Raw genomic sequence first — 17,181 nt, 5'->3', positions numbered from 1 at the left:
CCGCTCCGCGCGGCGAGCCGGGTACCCCCTAAGCTCGGAAAGGTGACGGAGCACGTGAACGCGGGATTCGAACGCGGTACGGACGGCCCCAAGGTGATCCTCGCCGGGGTGGACGGGTCGGAGTCCTCGCTGCGGGCGGCCGCGTACGCGGCGGGGCTGGCCCGGCGGCAGAACGCGCTGCTGGCGCTCGTGTACGTCCAGCCCGTGATGCCGGCCGGGGCCTCGCTGGGCGCGCCGGTGGCCGACACCACCGGGGAGATCGCGGAGGGGCTGGTGGCCGAGATCCGGGACGCGGCGGAGCGGCTCAAGGGCATCTACGAGGTGCGCTGGCAGTTCCACACCTTCCGCGGCGACCCGTATGCGGGCCTGGTGAGCGCGGCGGAGGAGCTGACGGCGGACGCGGTGGTGGTCGGCGCCTCCGAGCAGGCCGGGCACCGCTTCGTCGGTTCGGTTGCGGTCCGCTTGGTCAAGGCCGGCCGCTGGCCCGTCACGGTGGTCCCGTGACGGGACGGCGGCGGGAGGAGCCAGGGGCAGCGGCGGGCTACTTGGCCATCGTCAGGCCGTCCTTGGCCGCGCCGCGGCTGAGGACGGCCTCGCTGACGGCGTCCTGCGCCTCCGCGTAATCCCCGTCCGGGGACAGCGCCAGGGCGGCGGGCAGGTTGACGACCTTGCCGGCGGACAGGTCCATCATCTGCGGGATGAACTCCGCCTTGGTGACCTGCCAGCGCCCGCCCGCGGCGGCCGGCGGGGCGAAGGTGAAGCGGCCGATCGAACCGTAGTTGCCGCGCATGTCCCGCGCGCCCGAGTAGTTGAACATCTCGCCGGCGACCTGGTCGCCCATGCCGTAGATGATCCACGTCCCGTTGACCTTCTCGTAGGCCTGCGGGATGTGCGCGTGGGTGCCCAGGATCATGTCGATGTCGGGGCGGGCGCCGGTCTGCGACGCCGTCAGCGCCTTGCCGAGTGCGAGCTGCTTCTCGTCCGGCTCGGTCTGCCACTCCGTGCCCCAGTGCACGCTCACCAGGACCACGTCCGCGCCCGCCTTCCGGGCGGCCCGCGCATCCGCGATGATCTTGTCCTTCTCCATCAGGTTGACGGCCCAGGGCCGGTCCTCCGGCAGCGGGTAGCCGTTCGTGTCGTACGTGTACGCCAGGTGCGCGACCTTCGCGGAGCCCGCCGTGTACAGGGTCGGCGTGGCCGCCTCGGTCGCCGTACGGGCCGAACCAGCGTGCTTCAGCCCGGCCTTGTCGAACTTGTCGAGGGTGCGCTTCAGACCGTCGGCCCCGGCGTCCAGGGTGTGGTTCGAGGCCGTGGAACAGCCGTCGTACCCGGCGTCCTTGAGCCCGTCGGCCACCTCGGGCGGGGACTGGAAGGCGGGGTAGCCGGTGAACGGCCCGCCGTCCTCCCCGTACACGGTCTCCATGTGGCAGATGGCCAGGTCGGCGGTCGAGACCACCGGCTTGACCAGGGAGAACATCGGCCTGAAGTCGTGGCCGTCGCCGTCCGCGTCGGCTGCCGCCCGCTTGATGACGGAGTCGTGCGGCAGCACGTCACCGGTCGCGACCAGGGTGAAGCCCTTCGCGGCGCCGTCCGGGGCCGTGTTGGACCCTGAGTCGCTGGACGGCGCCGGGGCGCGGGAGTTGCCGAGGCGGGCCGGCGCGGGCTCCTTCCCGGCGGAGCATCCCGCGGCGGCCGCCGCCAGGAGGACAGCCGACAGGAGTGCGAGGGCCTGTCGGGCGTGCTTGGTCATCTAGGCCAGCTCTCATTAGTAGGACTATCTGACCATCTGTAATCCATGGAGGTGGACGTCACCAGTCGGGGAACGGCTCCGGGCGCCCGCCCCCGCCCGGGCGGCCGTTCGCCGCGCCGTTCGACCGTTCACCGCCGGGCGCGGCCGCCCACCGGACGACCGGGGTGCTTGGGCGCAACGCCGGGACAGGACGGTTCCCGGGGCGCTCCGTGCAGGTGAGGGTGGGTCCGTCGGACCCGAACGGACCCAGGAAGGAGCCACCCGTGCCCCTCTCCCCCACCCTCCTGCGCACGGATCCCGAGGCGCTGGCCGAACTCCAGCGCGACCACGGGCGGGCCCTGTTCGGTTTCCTGCTCGGCCTCACGGCCGGGGACTCCCAGCGCGCCGAGGACCTCGTGCAGGAGACCCTGGTCCGGGCGTGGCAGCACCCGGAGGTGCTGGAGAGCCACCACGAATCCATGCGGCCGTGGCTGTTCACCGTGGCCCGGCGCCTGGCGATCGACGCCCGGCGGGCACGGCTGTCCCGGCCTCAGGAGGTGGACCCGGAGGGGCTGGAGCAGGCGCCCGCGCCCGAGGACGCGGTGGCCGGCTCGGTCACGGCGATCGATGTCCGGCGGGCGGTGGGCTCGCTCGGGCCGGAGCACCGCGAGGTGCTGATGCAGGTCTACTTCCAGGACCGCTCGGTGGCCGAGGCGGCGGCAGAACTCGGGATTCCGGCAGGAACGGTCAAATCCCGTACGTACTACGCACTGCGCGCCCTGAAGAAGGGGCTCCAGGGATACGGGTACGGTCTCGGCGCCTGAGCACCGGGGGGAACCACGCAGTGAACGAACCGAATGCACGCGGATCGGACACAAAGCACATCGAAATCGGCCTCAGAGCGTTCAAGTTGGGTAAACATCCCCCGTTCCGCGCGTCGCTCGGTGAAGGCTCATGGCTGACGACGGGAAGCTCGATGCGCGGGAGAAGGTGGAACGGTGCAGCCCGAGGGTACGAACGGCACCAGTGACGGCGGGCTCGCGGTGCCCATGGCGTGGCTCTACGCGGAGTACATCGCCGACGAACTGCTGCGCACGGGCCGGCTGATCCCGGCCAGTACCCTGGAGTTCCGCGCCGGGCGGGACACGCTCGCGCTGACGATCTACCTCTCCGACGCGGCCGGCGAGCTCTCCGGGATCCGGGTGGTCTCGCAGCTCGACGAATGGCTGTCGCTGACGGCGTACGGGCACCCCTGGCGCGACTGGGTGCACACCCGGTTCCTCGCGCTGGGCGAGGACGCGCGGGAACACGGCCGCGGTGAGGACCCGGACCTCGAACTGGCCCGGGCGGCCTGGCGCTGGCTGGACCGCACCGAACTGTTCGCCACCAACCTCGACCCGGGCCGGCACGGCCACGCCGAGACCCCGCCGGGCCTGGACGAGAACGCGCGGGTGTGGACCCCGGCGTGGCAGCTCGGGCTGCCGCTGGGCCACTTGGCGATGCACCTGTTCTGACGCGGGCTGCGGGGGCCGGACTCAGCCGGGCCGTTGATGCGAGCCCGGCGCCTCGGCCGGATCCATCACCAGGCCGGTGAAATCGGCCTCGTTGCGCTCGGCCCGGGTGACGTACCACCGGGCGATCAGCCACATCACCGGGTACACCACCAGGCCGAGCGCCACCCAGACCAGCGGCCCCGACGCGGAGCGCGGCAGCGCGAACAGCACCGGCAGCGTCCCGACGAGCAGGGCGAGGGCGCCCAGGGCGCCGAGCCCGGCCCGGAGCTGGCTGCGCATCAGGGCCCGTACGTAGGTGGCGCCGAGGGTGGTCTGCTCGGAGATCTCCGAACGGGCCGGGGTGTGCGCGGGCGGGCGGCGGCGGGTGCCCCGGGGCACGCCCGTGACGATCTCCCGCCGGGGCGAGGGCGGCTGCTGGTGCTGCGGCTCGGCCATGGAGCCGGAGTCTACGCAGGGGGGGCGTCATTTCAGGAGACGGGACAGCCTCCGGTCGGCGAGCGGCTTGCCGCCGGTCTGGCAGGTCGGGCAGTACTGGAGCGAGGAGTCGGCGAACGAGACCGAGCGGACGGTGTCCCCGCACACCGGGCACGGCTCCCCGTCCCGGCCGTGCACCCGCAGTCCGCTCTTCTTCTCGGCCTTGAGGTTGCCGGCGGCCACGCCGTGCGCGCGGTCGACGGCCTCGCGCAAGGTCCGCCGGACGGCCTCGTACAGGTGGGTGACCTGCTCCTCGTCGAAGGAGGCGGCCAGCTTGAAGGGCGAGACCCTGGCCGCGTGCAGGATCTCGTCGCTGTAGGCGTTCCCGATGCCCGCGATGACGCCCTGATCGCGCAGGACGCCCTTGATCTGCCGCCGCTCCCCGGCGAGGAGCGCGGCGAACGCGTCCCGGTCGAAGCCCCCGGCGAGCGGGTCCGGGCCGAGGCGGGCGACGCCGGGGACCTCCTGGGGGTCGCGCACGACGTACACCGCGAGGCGCTTCTGGGTGCCCGCCTCGGTGAGGTCGAAGCCGCCGCCGCCCTCCAGGACGACGCGCAGCGCGAGCGGCCCCTTGCCGGGGCGCGGGGGCCGCTCGGGCAGCGTGTCCTGCCAGCGGAGCCAGCCGGCCCGGGCCAGGTGGGTGACGAGGTGGAGCTCGCCGATCCGGATCGCCAGGAACTTGCCGTGCCGGGCGGTGGCCCCGGCCGGCTGCCCTTCGAGGGCGCTCAGCGGGGGGTCGTACGTCTTGAGCACGCTGACGGCGAGCGGGAGGACGCGCTCCACCACCCGCCCGGCGAGGTGTTCGTCGAGGAACTCCCGCAGGGCCTCGACCTCGGGCAACTCGGGCATGCCCCCAGCCTGCCGCGCGAGCCCCGCCGCGGCTACCCGAAGCGGGAGCTGCGTACCGGACCGCAGGAGCGGACGCGGTCGCGCGGCCCGTCGAGCCATCCCGCGGCGACGGCGGCGGTGAAGCCGCGCAGCGCCTCGTCGGGGTCGGCGGGGGTCTGCCCGTCGCCCCCGTCCGGGGCCGGGTCTGCGGTGACGATGTCGCGGGCGATCTCCTCCACGGGCCGGGTGTCGGCGGGCCGCTGCCCGTTCTCCGCCCAGGGTGCCACGGTGTGCTGGGCCAGCACGCCGCTGACGTCGGCGGTCACCGCCGGCGGGTCGGTCCAGCAGGTGGCGTGCTCGTACAGCACGTTGCCGTCCGTGCGCTCGTGCAGGCTGAACAGCAGCTCGGGGTCGTGGGCGTTCAGGTCGTACGCGACGACGAGGGTGTCCGGGCGCGCCGGGTCGTACGGTACGGCGGGCAGCCCGAGCAGCTCGGCGGCCGCCAGCCCGATGACCGTGCAGGCCCGGCCGGGCAGGACCGACACGCTGGCGGGACGACGGCCGGCCGCGTCCAGGACGAGCCCGAGCCGGTCGATGCCGCGACGGCAGAGGGCGGCGTCGTCGCCGAGGTAGGCGTAGCGGCCGGTCATGCCGGCGTCGAAGCCGTACGGGGAGAGGGTGGCCAGGAGGCCGCCGGTCAGGGCGAAGTGCCAGCCGCGCAGGTCCTGACCGCCGAGGCCGCCGGCCGCCTCGGCGAGGGCGGCCCGGGAGAGGATCCGCCGCTGGCGGGCCCGGGCGCCGAGCCACATGGGGTCCTCGGGGTCCGGCAGGCCGGCGGCCGCCCGGCGCGCGGTGTCGAGGTCGCCCGCGAAGAGGGCGTTGTGGACCAGCAGGTACCCCTCGGGCCAGGGCGCCAGCCCGGGCCCGCGCCCCGCGAGCAACGCGGCGGCCTCGCCGTGCCGCTGCTCGCCCTCGAGGGCGGAGACCAGCTCCTGGAGCAGCTGCCGGGAATCGGGTACCAGGCCGAGCGCCTGGCGCAGCGGGGCCACGGCGAGGAAGGGGATCCCGCGCTCGACGCAGCCGTAGCCGAAGTCGTAGAGCGCCTGGGGGCTCCGGGGTTTCTTGGCGGCGGCCTTCGCGGCCTTGGCGAGATCGTCGAACCCGGCTGCTTCGGCCAGGTATCCCGTCGCCTTCGCGAGGTCGGCGAGGGGCGCGGTCTCCGCGTGCGGTCGCAGGCTCCGTGCGGCCCCGGGAAGATCTCCGGCCTTGATCAGCCGGCGGACGTCATCAGTCATCTGGGTCATCACGATGATCGTCCGGCATCGCCGCGCGCCGCAGCAACGCATTTTGTGCCGGCCGGGAAACTCGCGACGCGGGTCAGGACATGATGAACTCGCACCAGATGCATTTGCCGCTGCCCCGGGGTTCCACGCCCCAGACGTCCGCCAGGCGGTCCACCAGCATCAGGCCGCGGCCCGAGACGCCCGATTCGCCTGCCTCGCGGCGGCGCGGCAGGGCACTGGAGCGGTCCTCGACCTCGACGCGGAGCCTGCGCTGCGCGCCCGGCAGGACCCGGAGGGTCACGATCGCCGGGCCGTCCGTGTGCATCAGGGCGTTCACGATGAGCTCGTCCGCGACGAGTTCGATCTCGTCGGACCGTTCCCGCGCGCCCCACGAACGGACCGCCGCGCCGATCATGTGGCGGGCCGCGACCAGGGCTTCCGGGTCTCCCGGGGCCACGTGCTGCTGCAGGCGGCCGCCGCCCCCTGGGGCCTCCTCCGCCTGGCGGCGCAGCAGGAGCAGCGCCATGTCGTCGTCGCCGCCCCGCTCGTCGATCACCCCGCACAGCCGGTCCGCCAGCCGTGGCAGGTCCGCCGGTCCGCTCCGGACGAGCGCGGTCAGCAGCCGGATCCCGTCGTCCAGGTCGGCGCCGGGATGTTCCACCAGGCCGTCCGTGCAGAGCAGGAGCGTTTCCCCCGGGTCCAGTTCCAGGGTGGTCACCGGGTACTCCAGGCGGCCGAACTCCGCCGAGAGGCCCAGCGGCATCCCGCCCTCCACCGGCAGCCGCCGGCAGTCCCCGTCCCGGGTGCGCAGCAGCGGGTCGATGTGCCCGGCCCGGACCAGCTGCAGCACGCCCGTGGTGAGGTCGGCCTCCACGTACGTGCAGGTCGCGAAGCGGTCGGTGTCGAGTTCGTGCAGGAAGACCGAGGCCCGGGCCATGACGGTGCCCGGCGAGTGGCCTTCTGCTGCGTACGCGCGCAGCACGATCCGCAGTTGGCCCATGACCGCCGCCGCGTGCGTGTCGTGGCCCTGGACGTCGCCGATGACCGCCCCGACCCGGCCTCCCGGCAGCGGGACGACGTCGTACCAGTCGCCGCCGATGTCCTGGCCCATCCGGGCGGAGCGGTACCGTACGGCGATCTCCCCGCCCGGCACGGAGGGGATACGGCGCGGGAGCATCGCCTGCTGGAGGCCTTCCGCCAGGTCGTGCTCCTGTTCCAGCAGCATCGCCCGCTGGAGGCTCTGCGCGATGCTGCTGCCCAGTGCGACCAGCAGGTTCCGCTCTTCCTGGGTGAAGCCGTCCTTGTCCTGGTAGAGCAGTCCGATCGCGCCGATGGGGCGGGCCTGGGCGATCAGCGGCAGGTAGGCGGCCGCCGAGATCTCCATGGAAGAGATCTTCGACCACAACTCGGGATAGCCCTCGGCGAACTCCTTCGCGGAGTCGAGGAACCGCGGTTGCAGCGAGCGGACGACCTCGCTCATCGGGTACTGCTCGTCGATCCGGGTGTACCGGGTGCCGGGTACGAAACTGTCCTGCGGTCCCTCGGCCACGAGGTGGATCCGCCCGGCCTCGACCAGGCCCATGACCATGCCCATGGAGCCGAGCCGCTCCAGGCCGTGGGCGTCGCCGATGACGTCGATGACGTCCTGCACCGTCCGGGCGTGGGCGAGCGCGGCGGTGGTGCTCTCGACGACCGAGGTCTGGCGGCGCCGTTCCTCGTCGAGGCCGAGGCGTTCCGCCGAGTGGCTGAGCTCCTCGGTGGCGTCGCGGACGATGCCGATGATCCGGAACGGGCGGCCGTCGGGGCCGCGCATGACCCGGCCCTGGGTGTGCGTCCAGCGCAGCCGGCCGTCATGGCAGCGGATCCGGAAGTAGGCGCCGTAGTTGTCCTCGGCGCTCTTGAGTGCGCTGGAGACGAGGGCGTCGAGCCGGGTCGCCTCGCTGTGCGGGACGCGCGGGGCGAGGGATTCGGGCCGTCCGTCGTATTCCTCGGGCGTCATGTCGTAGACGTCGAGGGCCGCTGCGTCCATGTGCAGGAGACCGGTGTCCAGGTCCCAGTCGAAACTGCCCATGCGGTTCAGCGAGAGCGACCGGTCCGGGTGTGCGGGCCAGTCGTCCGGCAGCGATACGGTGGTCGGCACCGATCCACCATGACACACGGGCCGGTCAGGCGCTCTCCAGCGTGCGGGCGGCGTCCGCGAGCGGCTTCCGCAGGTCCGGGGCGCCGAAAGGGTCGTGCGGGGCGAACGGGTCGTCGGTGTCGTACGGGGCGTTCGGCGGCTGCATCGGGCCGCCGGAGTCCGGCGGGATCCCCGGGTCGCCCGGGCCCTGCGGGGGCAGGTCGGAGGGGACGTCCGAGAGGGCGTCCGGGGGGACGTCGCCCGGCTGGTTCCCGGGAGCATCGCCCGGCTGGTTCCCGGGGGCGTCGCCCGGCTGGTTCCCGGGGGCGTCGCCCGGCTGGTTCCCGGGGGCGTCGGACCGCGGACGCGCCGGCGGCTGCGCGGGCTGCTGTCGCTGCGGGGCCGGCTGCGTGCCCGCGTCAGGCCGGTCCGGCCCGGCCTGCTCGCCCTGCGGTACGCAGTCCGTGGCCTGGGGGGCCGGGACGCCGGCGGGACCGGCCGGCGGCTTCGGCGGGGCGGGCGGGGCGGTCCGGGCCAGGCCGTTTGTGCCCGCGTTCGCGCCGGTGTCCGTCTCGGGCGGCGCACACGGCTCCGGCGAGGCGGCGCCGGGCGACACGGGGCCCACGGGGATGCCGTCCGCCGGGTTGTACGCGGGCACGACCTGCGGGGTGCGGTCCTGGGCGCCGTTGTCGCCGGTCTTGCGCTCGAGCCAGGTGTTGTCGGCGATGTTGGCGATGACCAGGCTCTTGACCGGGTTCGGGGTCGGTTCGATGACGATGACCTGCTGGGTCTGGTAGCCGCTCCACTGGTCTCCCTTGACCACCGGGGAGCCCTTGGGGGCGCGCGGCGCGAGCAGCGGATTGCCGCAGGCGCACCGGACGCGCGGCATGCCGTGGTCGTCGACGAGGACGGCGGTGCCTGCCTGCAGGACGGACTGGAAGCCGGCCGCGCGGCCGTCGCGGAAGGCGTGGCTCGTGAGCCGGGTGTCGGCGCGGAGCACGACCGGGGTGAGGCCGCGCAGGAACTCGGGGATCTTCGACGTCTCGATGGAGGCGGCCTCGGCGAAGGCCTTTGCCTTGGTGTCGTCCTCGGTGAGGGTGCGCAGCTGCTGCTCCACGTCGCAGCTGCCCAGCCGCTGGGTGCCGCCGTACAGGCCGGGGGTGGCCGCGTTGACGGTCCGGATGCCCTGGCCGGTCGGATTGGGCAGCGGGGGCTGCGCGGGGGCGGACTCGCGGGTGGCGGATGAGGTGGTGAAGGGGTCGGGCCCGGCCGTGGCCACGGGCTGGAGCAGCACCTCTTGGCTCTCGGGTCCGGGCGCGCTCTTGGGCTCCTCGGTGCTGCCGCAGGCCGCGGCGAGCAGACCGAGGAGGGTGAAGAGGGCTGCGCGGGCCGGTGTATGACGACGCGGCGCCTGACGGGGTGTCCGTACGTGCACTTTAAATCTCCCTTTTCGCCCCGGTTGCTCCCTCTTGTCTGCCGCATCTACGGGAGGGCCGCAACCGGAGCGCCGGGACGGAAGCAGGGCGAGGTCTTGAACAAGTTCAAATAACCTCGTAGGGTCACGCCCGTGAGTTGAACGCGTTCAAAGCGTTCGGGCTGCGTCCGGAGGGGAGTCCACGGTGACGGTACTGGTACATCTGATCGTCACGTTCGGCATGCTCTACGTCGTCCCCGCCGGCCTCCGCCTGATCGACCCGGCCGGGCTGCGCGGGATCGCGCGGATCTGGCCGCTGCTCGCCGCCCCCGGGGCCCTGTGCCTCTGGCTGCCGCGCGGCGCCGCCGCGACGGTGCTCGCCGCTCTGTACGCCGCGGCCGCCCTGGCGCTCGCCACCCGGGCCCCGGCCCGGCTGGTGCGGGCCCTGCGGATGCCGGCCACCGGAACGCGCACGCCCGCGCCGGCCGAGATCGCCGTGTTCACCGCGCTGGTCTCGCCCTCGGTCGCCGGGACCGCCCTCGTCGCCGAGCGGGCCGGGTACCGGCTGTTCGGCTTCGGCCTGGACATCCTGGCGCTGACCGTGCCGCACTTCCACTTCGCCGGGTTCACGGCCGCCCTGGTCGCCGGGCTGGTGTGCCGGGCCGGCACGCCCGCGCACGGCACGGCACTGTCTCGCTGGGCGGCGTACAGCGTCCCCGCCGGGACCCTGCTCGTCCTCCTCGGCTACTTCGTCGACGACTGGGCGGAGCTGGCGGGCGCGGTCGTGCTGACCGGCGGGATGTGGGTGGTGGCGCTGCTGACCTGGCGGGAGATCCGGCCCGCCGCCGGGAACCGCACCACCGGGGCGCTGCTCGCGACCTCGGCCGCGGTCCTGGTGGCCACGATGCTGCTCGCCCTGTGGTGGGCGCTCGGCGAGGCGACCGGGATCACGCACCCCACCCTGACCTGGATGGCCGCCACCCACGGCCTCGGCAATGCGCTCGGTTTCGCCCTGTGCTCGGTGCTGGCCTGGCGCCGGCTGACCATCGACCGAATGGAGATCACGCCATGACCCGCCTCATCAGCGCCGGCCGTGACACCGTCAACTACCCCGACCGAGGTGCGACGCGGCGGCGCCCGCTGCCCGCCGGATACCACCACCTGCACCACCGCACCCGGATCGGCCACGGGCAGGCCGTCTTCGAGGCCGCCGGGACCGCCGTCACCACCTTCGCAGCCCACCGGGCCTCGGGCCTGCTGGTCCGGGCCGGCCACGGCGCCGTGCAGCCCGGGAGCCGGGTGGTGGTCGGGATCGGCTTCGGGCCGCTGCGGATCGACGCCCCGTGCGAGGTGATCTGGACCGCCTACGAACCCCACCGGGCCGGTTTCGCGTACGGGACGCTCGCCGGCCACCCGGAGTGCGGGGAGGAGTCCTTCATGGTGCACCGGGACCCGGACGGCACGGTGTGGTTCGAGGTCACCGCCTTCAGCCGGCCCGCCGTCTGGTACACCCGGCTCGCGGACCCGGTGATCCCCTTCCTCCAGCTGTGCTACGCCCGCCGGCTGGGCCGAACCGTGCGCAGGGTGGCCGCCGCGGGCTGATCCGCCCGATACTGGAGGGGATGGACTGGTTCACGGCGCCCGGCTACTGGCTCGGCCGGCTGGTCTTCCAGCGGGCCCTCGCCGGCGTCTACCTCTTCGCCTTCGTCGCGGCCGCCCTGCAGTTCCGGGCACTGATCGGGGCGCACGGCATGCTGCCCGTGCCGCGCTACGTGCGGTACGTGCCGTTCAAACACGCCCCGAGCCTGTTCCAACTGCGCTACTCGGACCGGCTCTTCGCCTGCTGCGCCTGGGCGGGGGCCGCGGTGGCCGCGGCCCTGGCCGCGGGGGCGGGGGACGCCGTTCCGCTGGGCGCGGCCATGGGGATGTGGGCGCTGCTGTGGCTGCTGTACCTGTCGATCGTGAACGTGGGGCAGACCTGGTACTCCTTCGGCTGGGAGTCACTGCTCCTGGAGGTGGGCTTCCTCGCGGTCTTCCTCGGCAATGCGCAGGTCGGGCCCCCGGTTCTGGTGCTGTGGCTGCTGCGCTGGGTGGTGTTCCGGGTGGAGTTCGGCGCGGGGCTGATCAAGATGCGCGGGGACTCGTGCTGGCGCAAGCTGACCTGCCTCTACTACCACCACGAGACGCAGCCGATGCCGGGGCCGCTGAGCTGGTTCTTCCACCACCTGCCGAAGCCGCTGCACCGGGTGGAGTGCGCAGCCAACCACGTGACCCAACTGGTGGTCCCGGTGCTGCTGTTCACTCCGCAGCCGGTGGCCTCGTACGCCGCCGGGATCATCGTGGCGACGCAGCTGTGGCTGGTGCTGTCGGGCAACTTCGCCTGGCTGAACTGGATCACCATCACGGCGGCCCTGCCGGCGGTCGACTTCACGGGGCTCACGGGGCCGCCGCCGGCCGACGCGTCACGCCCGGCGCCCGTCTGGTACGCGGTCCTGGTGTGTGCGGTGACCGTGCTGGTGCTGGTGCTGAGCCGGCATCCGGTGCTCAACATGGTCTCGCGGCGCCAGGTGATGAACCGGTCCTTCGACCCCCTGCACCTGGTCAACACGTACGGTGCCTTCGGCTCGGTCGGCCGGATCCGCGACGAGGTGGTGGTCGAGGGCACCGCGGACCGGGTCCCGCGGGAGGACGGCGCGTGGCGGGAGTACGGGTTCAGGGGCAAACCGGGTGATCTGCGCCGGATGCCGCGCCAGTTCGCCCCGTACCATCTGCGGCTGGACTGGCTGATGTGGTTCGCGGCGCTCTCCCCCGGCTATGCGCGGGACTGGTTCGGGCCGTTCGTCGAACGGCTGCTGGCGGGCGACCGGGACACGCTGCGGCTGATCCGCCACAACCCCTTCCCGGACGCCCCGCCGGTGTACGTGCGGGCCAGGCTGTACCGCTACCGGTTCACCACCTGGCGGGAGCTGCGCGAGACGGGCGCCTGGTGGCACCGCAGACTGCTGCGCGAATACCTCCCGCCGACCCGCCTCACCGAAGCGTCCTGGTCAGAGCCCGAGTAGCGCCGCCTCGCGTTCGGGGTCGATGCCGGGGGCCGGGCGGTCGGGGCGTTGGGGTGCGGCGCCGCCGAGGGAACGGAGCCAGGCCCAGGTGTCGGCCACGGTCTCCTCCACCGGGCGGCACTTCAGGCCCGCCGCCTGCGCCTTGGTGACGTCGCCGCCGTACATGTGGTGGTGCGGCTCGCCCTCGAGGAGCCAGATCGGCAGTTCGGTCCAGGGCTGCACACCGGCCGACTCGATCCGGGCGGGGTCGGTCCAGCGGAGCTCGGCGCCGCCGCCGGTGACGGCCGAGCAGGCTTCGAGCAGGCTGCCCATCGTGGCGTGCCCGGGCGGGGAGACCGCGTTGTACGGGCCGCCGAGCCCGGCCTCCGCGGCGTCCAGCGTCCAGGCGGCGAGGTCGCGTACGTCGATGTACTGGAGCGGGAGTTCCGGCCGGCCGGGGGCCAGGGTGGGGCCGCCGCGGGCGGTCCGGTTCAACCACCAGGGCAGCCGGCCGACGTTCTCGTACGGGCCGATGATCAGGCCGGCGCGCACTAGCAGGGCCCGGTCACCGAAGGCGTCGGCGGCGGCGATCTCACCGCCCCGCTTGTCCTCGGCGTAGGCGGTGCCGTCGGCGTCGGCCGAGCCGTCGACCAGCGGGCCGTCCTCCGCCAGGCCCGCCGGGGCCGGGTACTTGTACACCGAGCGGCTGGAGACGTACGCGTACCCCGCGGCCCGGCCGCTCAGCAGCCGGGCGCTGTCGCGCACGGCGGTGGGGGCGCCGCCCCAGGTGTCGGCGACGAGGTCCCACTCGCCCGTGGCGAGGGCGTCCAGACCGCCGGGCGCGGTGCGGTCGCCGTGCAGGGCGGAGGTGCCCGGCGGGGGCGCGTGGTGGCCGCGGTGGAAGACGGTGACCTCCCAGCCCCGGGCCAGGGCGTCCTCGGTGATCGCGCGTCCGACGAATTCGGTGCCGCCCAGCATCAGTAGCTTCATGCGGCCAGCGTGCCGGGGGCGGGGACCGGCCGGAAGTCTTGATCGCCCACAGCGATGACGCTCACGGCGTACGGCCGACGGGAACCCGTCCAGGGCTTCGGACGATCGGGCTCAGCACCGCGCCCCCGTCGCGGGTCGGCTCGGGGGCGCTGTGTGACGTCCTGGGGAACGGACGTCGTGGGACTAGTCGATGCCGCGCAGGATGTGGGACTCCGCCAGGTCGTCCTCGTAGCCCGCGAGCCGGATGGGGGCGGACCGGGCCCAGACTTCGAGGCTGCCGAGCTCGTCGGTGTGGGGGCGGACCCGTCCTGCGGGGCGCTCTCCCAGCGTCTCGTCGGGCTTCGTCGTCGTGTCTGTCACCGCGCACTCCTTTGTGTCGCGTAACCCGGAGGGCGAGCCGCGCGCCGGGCACAAGGGATAAAGGGTTTCCGGACGCGGTGGCGCCTTGGTGGAGCGTGGCCTGGATGCGGCCGTCTTGTGCCACTCAGAGTACACATATGAGCGCGTCCCTGCTCAATAGACTGGCAAAATCCACTCGACGGCTTGATTTCTCCGCGAGTTCAGGAAGTCGTACGCCGGTGGGCCCGTGACGGGTGGTCTGCTCGACCCGAGTAGCAGGACCGGAGTGAGGGCGGCGGAAGGAGCGGCGGTGGCGAGGTCCGGAGTGCCGGAGGTGCCGAGGGTCGACAGCGTCGAGGAGCTGATGGAGCTGCTGCTCGCGTGCCGAGGGGCGTGGGACACGCCCGGCCGCAGCGGAGACCCGGTCGATCTGCACGATCATGGGCTCCAGACTGCTGCACTGCTGCGCCGCTCGCATCCGTTCGACAAGGAGCTCCAGGTCGCCGGACTCGTCCACGACCTCGGTCATCTGCTCTTCCCCGGAGACGACGCGGGCCACGCCGACCATGCGGCGGAGGCGATCCGTCCGCTGCTCGGGGAACGGGTGGCCCGGCTGGTGCGGCTGCACGTCCCGGCCAAACGCTACCTGGCGGCCGTGGAGCCCGGCCGGGCACTGTCCCCGCAGAGCGCGCTGACGCTGCGCGCGCAGGGCGGGCTGATGGACGGCGCGGAGGTCCGGGCCTTCGCGGCCGACCCCGATGCGGAGGCTGCCGTGACGTTGCGCCAAGCGGATGACGCGGGCAAGGTCGTCGGGCTCGACGCGGGCGCGATGGAGGACTGGCGTCCGGTACTCGAACTGGTGGCGGCCGGGGCGTACGAGCGCACGCCGTGAAACGACCGTGCCCCGGCCCCCTCGAGAGGGACCGGGGCACGGGACGGCCGGCCTACCAGTTGGCCGGCGCGTAGTCCTTGAGGAAGACTCCGTACAGGTCCTCGCCGGACTCGCCGCGGACGACGGGGTCGTAGACCCGGGCCGCACCGTCGACCAGGTCGAGCGGGGCGTGGAAGCCCTCCTCGGCCAGGCGCAGCTTGTCGAAGTGCGGGCGCTCGTCGGTGATCCAGCCGGTGTCGACCGAGGTCATGAGGATGCGGTCGGTCTCGAACATCTCCTGGCCGCTGGTCCGCGTCACCATGTTCATCGCGGCCTTGGCGGCATTGGTGTTCGGGTGCCCCGCGCCCTTGTAACCGCGGCTGAACACCCCCTCCATGGCCGACACGTTGACCACGTACGCCCGCCCGCTGGACGCCTTGCGGGCGGCCTCGGCCATCGACGGCCGGAGCGCGCTGATCAGGATGAACGGCGACGTGTAATTGCACAGCTGGGTCTCGAGCAGCTCCACCGGGGAGATCTGGTCGATGGTCTGCACCCAGGTGTTGGTCTCGACCACGTCGGGCAGCAGGCCGCCCGCGTCGATGGCGGTGCCGTCGAGGTGCCGTTCGATGCTCGCGTTGCCCGCGACCAGGGCGAGGTCGGCGACCTTCTGCGCGTCGAGCCCGCTCACGCCGACGGGCAGCGCCGCCAAGCCGTCGACCGCACCGGAGTTGAACGCGCCGATGACGTGGTGGGCGGGGAGCTCGCCGGCCGGCAGCGGGGCGCTCTCCCCCTCGACCAGCGCGGCGTACGCGCTGGGCAGGCGGCGGACGGTCTGCGTCGCGTTGTTGATCAGGATGTCGAGCGGGCCGGCCTCGGCCACCTGGTCGGCGAGCGCCACGGCCTGGCCCGGGTCACGCAGATCCAGTCCGACGACCTCCAGGCGGTGCATCCAGTCCGCCGAGTCGTCCATCGCCTTGAAGCGGCGGATGGCGTCCTTGGGGAAGCGGGTGGTGATCGTCGTGTGGGCGCCGTCGCGCAGCAGCCGCAGCGCGATGTACATGCCGATCTTGGCCCGGCCGCCGGTGAGCAGCGCGCGCTTGCCGGTGAGGTCGGCGCGGGCCTCTCTTTTCACGCGGTTCTCGGTGGCGCACTCCTGGCAGAGCTGGTGGTAGAAGTAGTCGACCTCGACGTAGCGCGTCTTGCAGACGTAGCAGGAGCGCGGGCGCTGGAGTATCCCGGCGATCCGGCCGGCCTCCGTGACCGAGGAGGGCAGGATGCCCTCGGTCTCGTCGTCGATGCGCTCGGCGGAGCCCGTCGCGGTGGCCTCGGTGACGGCCTTGTCGTTGGCGGTCTTGGCGGCGCGGCGCTCCTGGCGGCGGCGCTGCTTGACCGTGCGGTAGATGCCCGCGGTGGCACGGCGTACGGTGATGGCGTCCGGGTGGTCGACGTCGAGCTGGTCGAGCTCGTCGAGCACGCTGAGGCAGACGGCCATGCGGTCCGGGTCGATGCCCGGCCCGTAGCCGTGGTCGTCCCCGGTCACGTGGTTGTCTTCGGTCACCGTCATGGCCGTTGCCGTTCCTTGATCACTCGTCCGCAACCGCCTGCTGCGGAAGTCCCCAAAACCGCCACTGTACGGATCCGACGCGCCCGGGACCAAACCCGTTCTCCCGCGTCTCACGCACCGCGACGGGGCCGTCACCTTGGGCAGGACCCGAGGGGGCATGTACTCCTTTCGGAGTATGCCCGAGGTATGACCGATGACCGCCTGTAGGGGGAGGAATAGGCAGCTCAGGTCGGGCATTGTGGCATTCATGAGTGCCCTAGCGCTGTCGGTCCTGCTCTGCCTGGTGTCCGCCGTCGCGTACGCGGGCGGCGCGATCGTCCAGGAACAGGTCGCGGCGAGCACCCCGGACCGCCCGTACGCGCCGCTGCGCCGGGCCGGCTGGTGGTGCGCGGTCGGGCTGAACGGCCTGGGCGCGCTGCTGCACGTGGTGGCCCTCGCGTACGGACCGCTGAGCCTGGTGCAGCCGCTCGGCGCGCTGACCATCGTCTTCGCGCTGCCGATGGCGGCGGTCCTCGTACACCGGCGGGCGGGTGCGGCGGCCTGGCGGGGCGCGGTGCTGGCCACGGTGGGGCTGGCCGGACTGCTGGCGCTGACGGGCGGGGACGGGGATACGGAGCAGCCCCTGGCGGGCGGGGAGCGGAGCCTGCTGCTGATCGTCACCGGGGCCGGGGTGGCCGCGCTCTTCGTGGCGGCGCACCGGATGCACCGGCCGGTGTTGCGCAGCGTGCTGCTGGCGGCCGCGGCGGGTACGGCCTTCGGCATGGCATCCGTGTTCACCAAGGCGGTGGCCGAGGGCTTCTCCCCGGGGGGCGAGCTCGGCCCGCTGTGGCCCGACCTGGCGGCGATCGCCGTCCTGGCGTCCGGCGGACTGCTGCTGTCGCAGGCGGCCTACCGGGGCGCGGGGCTGACCGCGCCGCTGGCGACGGTGACCGTGGTGAACCCGGTGGTCGCGGCCGCTGTGGGCATCTCCGTGTTCGATGAGGGCTTCCGGTACGGGGCCGCGGGCACGGCG

Annotated in this window: 16 protein-coding genes and 1 pseudogene; 8 read left to right on the top strand and 9 right to left on the bottom strand. The window is 73.3% G+C overall.

The annotated features are described in order from the left end of the window. Window positions 1-42: 42 nt before the first annotated feature. A complete protein-coding gene (locus IF09_RS0130480; protein ID WP_030301183.1) occupies window positions 43-504 on the top strand; it encodes a universal stress protein in 462 nt (153 codons plus the stop codon). A 37-nt stretch (window positions 505-541) separates the two neighbouring features. On the opposite strand, the gene IF09_RS0130475 is transcribed toward IF09_RS0130480, so the two are convergent. Next, window positions 542-1,750 (bottom strand): CapA family protein, encoded by a 1,209-nt coding sequence (locus IF09_RS0130475; RefSeq protein WP_030301181.1) that lies wholly within the window; start codon window positions 1,748-1,750, stop codon window positions 542-544. Between the two features lie 263 nt (window positions 1,751-2,013). Between IF09_RS0130475 and IF09_RS0130470 the strand changes: the two genes are divergently transcribed. Next, window positions 2,014-2,553, top strand: a complete 540-nt coding sequence (locus IF09_RS0130470; protein WP_030301179.1) for a sigma-70 family RNA polymerase sigma factor — start codon at window positions 2,014-2,016, stop codon at window positions 2,551-2,553. A 225-nt stretch (window positions 2,554-2,778) separates the two neighbouring features. Continuing rightward, complete coding sequence (locus IF09_RS0130465; RefSeq protein ID WP_051833153.1) at window positions 2,779-3,243, top strand: hypothetical protein; 465 nt, start codon at window positions 2,779-2,781, stop codon at window positions 3,241-3,243. A 21-nt stretch (window positions 3,244-3,264) separates the two neighbouring features. Here IF09_RS0130465 and IF09_RS0130460 read toward each other — a convergent pair whose 3' ends face one another. From IF09_RS0130460 to IF09_RS42085, 5 genes are all read right to left on the bottom strand, one after another. Beyond that, window positions 3,265-3,678 carry a hypothetical protein gene (locus IF09_RS0130460; protein WP_030301175.1) on the bottom strand — a complete coding sequence of 138 codons (414 nt, stop codon included), beginning with the start codon at window positions 3,676-3,678 and terminating at the stop codon, window positions 3,265-3,267. A 27-nt stretch (window positions 3,679-3,705) separates the two neighbouring features. Further along, a complete protein-coding gene (locus IF09_RS0130455; RefSeq protein ID WP_030301173.1) occupies window positions 3,706-4,566 on the bottom strand; it encodes an Fpg/Nei family DNA glycosylase in 861 nt (286 codons plus the stop codon). A 32-nt stretch (window positions 4,567-4,598) separates the two neighbouring features. Next, window positions 4,599-5,849: a hypothetical protein gene (locus tag IF09_RS0130450; protein WP_030301171.1), complete on the bottom strand. Its 1,251-nt coding sequence runs from the start codon at window positions 5,847-5,849 to the stop codon at window positions 4,599-4,601. A gap of 73 nt (window positions 5,850-5,922) precedes the next feature. After that, window positions 5,923-7,986, bottom strand: coding sequence for a SpoIIE family protein phosphatase (locus IF09_RS0130445; RefSeq protein ID WP_030301169.1), 2,064 nt, complete (start codon window positions 7,984-7,986; stop codon window positions 5,923-5,925). 7 nt (window positions 7,987-7,993) lie between these two features. Next, window positions 7,994-9,382: a DUF6777 domain-containing protein gene (locus tag IF09_RS42085; RefSeq protein WP_158710087.1), complete on the bottom strand. Its 1,389-nt coding sequence runs from the start codon at window positions 9,380-9,382 to the stop codon at window positions 7,994-7,996. A gap of 184 nt (window positions 9,383-9,566) precedes the next feature. Here IF09_RS42085 and IF09_RS0130435 point away from each other — a divergent pair, with 184 nt between their 5' ends. The 3 genes from IF09_RS0130435 to IF09_RS0130425 are packed head-to-tail and all read left to right on the top strand — an operon-like array spanning window position 9,567 to window position 12,423. Further along, a complete protein-coding gene (locus IF09_RS0130435) occupies window positions 9,567-10,433 on the top strand; it encodes a YndJ family protein (RefSeq protein WP_030301165.1) in 867 nt (288 codons plus the stop codon). Beyond that, window positions 10,430-10,963, top strand: coding sequence for a DUF1990 family protein (locus tag IF09_RS0130430; protein ID WP_030301163.1), 534 nt, complete (start codon window positions 10,430-10,432; stop codon window positions 10,961-10,963). Before IF09_RS0130435 ends, IF09_RS0130430 begins: the two co-directional genes overlap by 4 nt. Before the next feature lie 20 nt (window positions 10,964-10,983). After that, a complete protein-coding gene (locus IF09_RS0130425) occupies window positions 10,984-12,423 on the top strand; it encodes a lipase maturation factor family protein (RefSeq protein WP_030301161.1) in 1,440 nt (479 codons plus the stop codon). Here the strand turns inward: IF09_RS0130425 and IF09_RS0130420 are convergent. Further along, complete coding sequence (locus IF09_RS0130420; RefSeq protein WP_030301159.1) at window positions 12,409-13,392, bottom strand: NAD-dependent epimerase/dehydratase family protein; 984 nt, start codon at window positions 13,390-13,392, stop codon at window positions 12,409-12,411. The two genes, IF09_RS0130425 and IF09_RS0130420, sit on opposite strands and share 15 nt — an antisense overlap. 183 nt (window positions 13,393-13,575) lie before the next feature. Beyond that, a complete protein-coding gene (locus tag IF09_RS46450; RefSeq protein ID WP_199920502.1) occupies window positions 13,576-13,752 on the bottom strand; it encodes a hypothetical protein in 177 nt (58 codons plus the stop codon). A 343-nt stretch (window positions 13,753-14,095) separates the two neighbouring features. Between IF09_RS46450 and IF09_RS0130410 the strand changes: the two genes are divergently transcribed. Continuing rightward, a complete protein-coding gene (locus tag IF09_RS0130410) occupies window positions 14,096-14,623 on the top strand; it encodes an HD domain-containing protein (protein WP_030301157.1) in 528 nt (175 codons plus the stop codon). A gap of 52 nt (window positions 14,624-14,675) precedes the next feature. Here the strand turns inward: IF09_RS0130410 and IF09_RS0130405 are convergent, their stop codons facing one another. Further along, window positions 14,676-16,169, bottom strand: coding sequence for an SDR family NAD(P)-dependent oxidoreductase (locus tag IF09_RS0130405; protein WP_030301155.1), 1,494 nt, complete (start codon window positions 16,167-16,169; stop codon window positions 14,676-14,678). 193 nt (window positions 16,170-16,362) lie between these two features. On the opposite strand from IF09_RS0130405, the pseudogene IF09_RS46445 reads away from it, so the two are divergent. Then, window positions 16,363-17,154: pseudogene (locus IF09_RS46445) on the top strand (DMT family transporter); the annotation flags it as partial. Window positions 17,155-17,181 lie beyond the last annotated feature (27 nt).

This window comes from Streptomyces katrae (assembly GCF_000717655.1).
Lineage (GTDB): Bacteria > Actinomycetota > Actinomycetes > Streptomycetales > Streptomycetaceae > Streptomyces > Streptomyces katrae_B.
This window is presented reverse-complemented; position numbering and strand designations above follow the sequence as displayed.